At 65.6% G+C, this 3,728-nt stretch carries 6 protein-coding genes; 2 read left to right on the top strand and 4 right to left on the bottom strand.

Annotation, left to right across the window (positions count from 1 at the left end; all coding sequences use genetic code 11):
• Nucleotides 1-312 (top strand): hypothetical protein (locus ACFP9U_RS24245; RefSeq protein WP_378625359.1); only part of this gene is annotated, 312 nt, incomplete at its 5' end.
• A gap of 310 nt (nucleotides 313-622) precedes the next feature.
• On the opposite strand, the gene ACFP9U_RS24250 is transcribed toward ACFP9U_RS24245, so the two are convergent.
• From ACFP9U_RS24250 to ACFP9U_RS24265, 4 genes are all read right to left on the bottom strand, one after another.
• Entirely contained in the window at nucleotides 623-850 is a 228-nt protein-coding gene (locus ACFP9U_RS24250; protein WP_322452016.1) for a ribbon-helix-helix domain-containing protein, read from the bottom strand.
• On the bottom strand, nucleotides 847-1,041 hold the full coding sequence (locus tag ACFP9U_RS24255) for a DUF4169 family protein (RefSeq protein ID WP_378625361.1): 195 nt from the start codon (nucleotides 1,039-1,041) through the stop codon (nucleotides 847-849). Before ACFP9U_RS24255 ends, ACFP9U_RS24250 begins: the two co-directional genes overlap by 4 nt.
• A gap of 2 nt (nucleotides 1,042-1,043) precedes the next feature.
• The gene (locus tag ACFP9U_RS24260) at nucleotides 1,044-1,583 is read right to left on the bottom strand and encodes an SspB family protein (RefSeq protein WP_378625362.1); all 540 of its coding nucleotides are present in this window, start codon (nucleotides 1,581-1,583) and stop codon (nucleotides 1,044-1,046) included.
• Between the two features lie 128 nt (nucleotides 1,584-1,711).
• Nucleotides 1,712-2,386 carry a TetR/AcrR family transcriptional regulator gene (locus ACFP9U_RS24265; RefSeq protein WP_378625363.1) on the bottom strand — a complete coding sequence of 225 codons (675 nt, stop codon included), beginning with the start codon at nucleotides 2,384-2,386 and terminating at the stop codon, nucleotides 1,712-1,714.
• 155 nt (nucleotides 2,387-2,541) lie between these two features.
• Between ACFP9U_RS24265 and ACFP9U_RS24270 the strand changes: the two genes are divergently transcribed.
• Nucleotides 2,542-3,728, top strand: a 1,187-nt coding sequence (locus ACFP9U_RS24270; RefSeq protein WP_378625365.1) for a multidrug effflux MFS transporter, incomplete at its 3' end; no start/stop codon positions are given.

Here is a 3,728-nt window from a genome sequence, read left to right on the forward strand (position 1 = left end):
CGCCGCCAGGAGGAGCTGGCGCGTGAGCGCGCGGCGGAGGAAGCACGCCGCCAGGAGGAGGAACTGGCACGCGAGCGCGCGGCGGAGGAGGAGACGCGCCGGCGCGAACAGCTTTCCTCTCCCGATGCGGAGGAGGAGCGCCGGCCGGGCAATGCCTCCGGTGGCGGGATCGAACGGCTGCCACTGCCTCCGCCCATGCAGGAGACGCCTGGAGACAGCGCACGCACCGACAATGAACCGAATGCCGATCCGATACTCAACACCGAGGATCTGACGGTCGAGCGTTTGATGGAACTATTGGGACCGCGGTAGGATGCGATGCGGCTCCGCTTCGATACGGGACCTCCGGAACAGATCCCGGCTCGCGGTTGCCTGCTCCCTTGGTCAGGATGACGGGCGGGTGTGAACGCGCCTGAATGCATCCCGCGTTCATATCGGTGGTCCCCCGTTCTTGACCGATGGCGGCGTATCGATGTTCTGGCATGGATCCTCGGGCTTGACCCGAGAACTGATGCCGGAACGATGCCGCCTCGGCGGAGGTCGATGTCAAGGCTCGAACGCGCCTCTTCATCCTTGCCGCATCCCTGTGACGGCAGGGGCGCTTGCCTGCAAGGTCCGCCGCCTATGGCCGTGCGCCTTCCCGCTTCACCTGTTCCAGGACGAAGAGCCGCAGTGCCGAGGAGAGGTTCGTGTCCGGCGCGCGCGCGGCGTCGATCTCGGCGATCAGGGCGGCAAGCGGCAGGCCGCGCTCTTCGGAGAGGCGCTCCAGTTCGGCATAGAATGGCGGCTCCAGCGAGAAGCTGGTGCGGTGCCCGCGAATGGTGACGGAGCGCTTTTGCGGCCGGCTCATTGCCCCTCGTCGCGATCGGGGACGCGGCGATGGCCTTCGAGTTCTCTGGCGGCATTCTCTGCGCGCCGGCGCGCAGCCTCGCGCTCGGCAGCGCTCTGCCCGTGACGCTGCCGGTTTTCCTCGGCTCGGCGGCGTTTGTCCGCCCGCGCCTTCTCCTTGCGCTTCATGCGCAGGTTGACGATCTCGGCCATTCCTACTTCTTGCGGAAAGCGTCGAGCGAAACGACGTCGGCGCCCTTGCCGTCCGCCTTTTCCTCCGCCTCGCCCTTCTCGGCAGCGGGCTTGGCCTTGCCGGGCGCCTTCCTGGCCGCGGCGGGCGCCTGGCTCTTCGGCGCTGGCGCGCCTTCGACGGGCTCCGGCTGCGGGGTGGCTTCCGGCCGGGCGACATCGAACTCGATCTCGAAATTCGCGGACGGATCGTAGAAGCCGCGCACGGCGGAGAAGGGCACTTCGAGCTTCTCCGGCGTGTCGGCGAAGGACAGTACGACCTCGAAGCCTTTCTCGCTCACCTTCAAATCCCAGTACTGGTACTGGATGACGATGGTCATCTGCTCGGGATAGCGCTCTTTCAGCCGGCTGGAGATGCGCACGCCGGGGGCGCCGGTCATGAAGGTGATGAAGAAATGGTGATTGCCCGGAAGACCTGCATCCGCCGTCTCCTGCAGGACCTTGCGCATGACGCCGCGAAGGGCGTCCTGGACGAGAATGTCGTAGCGGATACGATCGTCTGACATGGGGGCGGCGCGTGTCCTTTTCGTCTCGCTCTCGCGCCTAGCTCTAATAAAGCTTTACGCGGAGGTAAACCGGATAAAGGGCACTTGCGCCAAAGGAAAAGGTCCGGGCGGCGTTTGTGTGAGGACCTTCAGGCCTCGCGGGCGGGCGGCGGTGGCCCGCGATCCCGGCCATAGGCGCGCAGGAATGTGCGCACCGCGCGCGCGGCGTTGGCCTGCAGCGTCTCCTCGCTCACTGGTTCCCGGAAGAGGAGGGGCAGCTTCAGATCCACATTGACCAGGGCCAGGAACTGGCGTGCGGCGAGGTCCGGGTCCTCGATGTCGAGATGGCCCGCATAGGCAAGCCGTGCGAAGCGGGCGGCCAGCGCCGACCAGATCCTGCCGGGGCCTTCGTGGCGCCAGACCTCGAAAAGTTCGGGATGCCGGTCGCCCTCGGCTTCCACGAGCTTGCGCAGGAAGCTGCCCTCGCCACGGCACATGAGGCTCGCGCTCAACCGCACGGCGAAGGCCGTCAGCTCCGATTCGACGTCCGCGGGGTCGTCCGGGAAAGTGCTGAGAACGTCGAAGGCATGAGCATTGGAACGCTCGGTCATCTCCTGTACCACGGCGGCGAAAAGTCGCTCCTTGTCGCCGTGATGGTTGTAGACGGTCTGGCGAGAGACGCCGGCTTCCGCCGCCACGAGGTCGATGTTGGCGCCCGCAAAGCCTTCGCGGCAAAAGACCGCAGCGGCCGCATCGATGATCGAACGCCGCTTGGCGGCGTGTCCTCGCGTCGGGAGACTGTCAGGAGCGTTGCCGAATTCCATGAAATTTATATAGGTCCGATTGACGAATTAGACAATCATGTCTAAAAATTTGGCCAATTCACTCCCGGCGGGGTCAGAGCGTCGGGATCGTTGCAGGCGGGACGTCCTCCGAACCGACCCCGCGCCGACGCGCATTTTATCGGAAAGAGCAAATCATGTCTGTCGCATTCATCCGCATCGCGGTCGTGCTCGGCCTTTTGACCGCCATCGGCCCCTTCGCTATCGACATGTATCTTCCCGCCCTGCCGACCATCGGCGCCGATCTCGGTGCCGGAACGACGGCCGTGCAGATGAGCCTCCTGGTGTTCTTCCTGTCCATGGGCGGCGCGCAGATTCTCGTCGGGCCCGTTTCCGACATGGTCGGGCGCAAGCCACCGCTCTATGCCGGCCTGGGGCTGTTTCTCCTGGGTAGCGTGGGGTCGGCGCTCGCGGCGAGCGTCGAATGGCTGATTCTGTTCCGTTTCATTCAGGGTGTCGGCGCGGCCGCCGGCATGGCGGTGCCGCGGGCAATCGTGCGCGATCTGCACACCGGCACGCAAGCTGCCAGACTGATGTCGCTCCTGATGCTCGTCTTCTCCGTCTCGCCCATCCTTGCACCGCTGACGGGCAGTATCGTCATCGAAACGCTCGGCTGGCGCGCGGTGTTCTGGACGATGACGGTGATCGGCGTCCTCTGCGTCTTTCTTTTGGCCTTCGCGCTGGACGAGACACGCCCGGCCGAACGCCGCATCGGCAGTTCCTTTGCGAGCGCGCTCACCGGATACCGCTTCCTGTTGGGGCGGCGCAGGTTTCTGGGATTGACCTTCATCGGCGGCTTCGGCCTTGCCGGCCTGTTTATCTATCTCGCCAGTTCGTCCTTCGTGCTCATCGAGCACTACGGTCTTTCACCGCTCCACTTCAGCCTGTTCTTCTCCCTCAACGCGGTGGCTTTCTTCACCATGTCGCAGCTAACAGGCATGCTGGCGGAGCGGTTCGGCCTTGAGCATGTGGTGCGCGGCGCCGTCGCCGGCTTCGCACTGTCCGCCCTCGGATTGCTCGGCGTGATGGCGGCCGGCTTCCAGGGGCTGGGCGTCATGGTCGTGCTACTGTTCGTCGGCTTCGGCTTTCTTGGCCTCGTCATTCCCGCCACATCGGTTCTGGCGATGGACGACCATGGCGAGATCGCCGGCACGGCCTCGGCCCTGATGGGCACGCTGCATTTCGCCACGGGGGCCGCGGCGATGGCCGTGGCCGGCCTGTTCTTCGACGGCACGCCGTTGCCGATGGTCACCGGCATCGCGGTCGCCGGCCTCATCACCTTTCTGCTGACGCAGATGACGCTCGGCGGCAGCCGCCGCCCGGC

The sequence above is a fragment of the Nitratireductor sp. GCM10026969 genome (assembly GCF_042660605.1).
Taxonomy (GTDB): domain Bacteria; phylum Pseudomonadota; class Alphaproteobacteria; order Rhizobiales; family Rhizobiaceae; genus Chelativorans.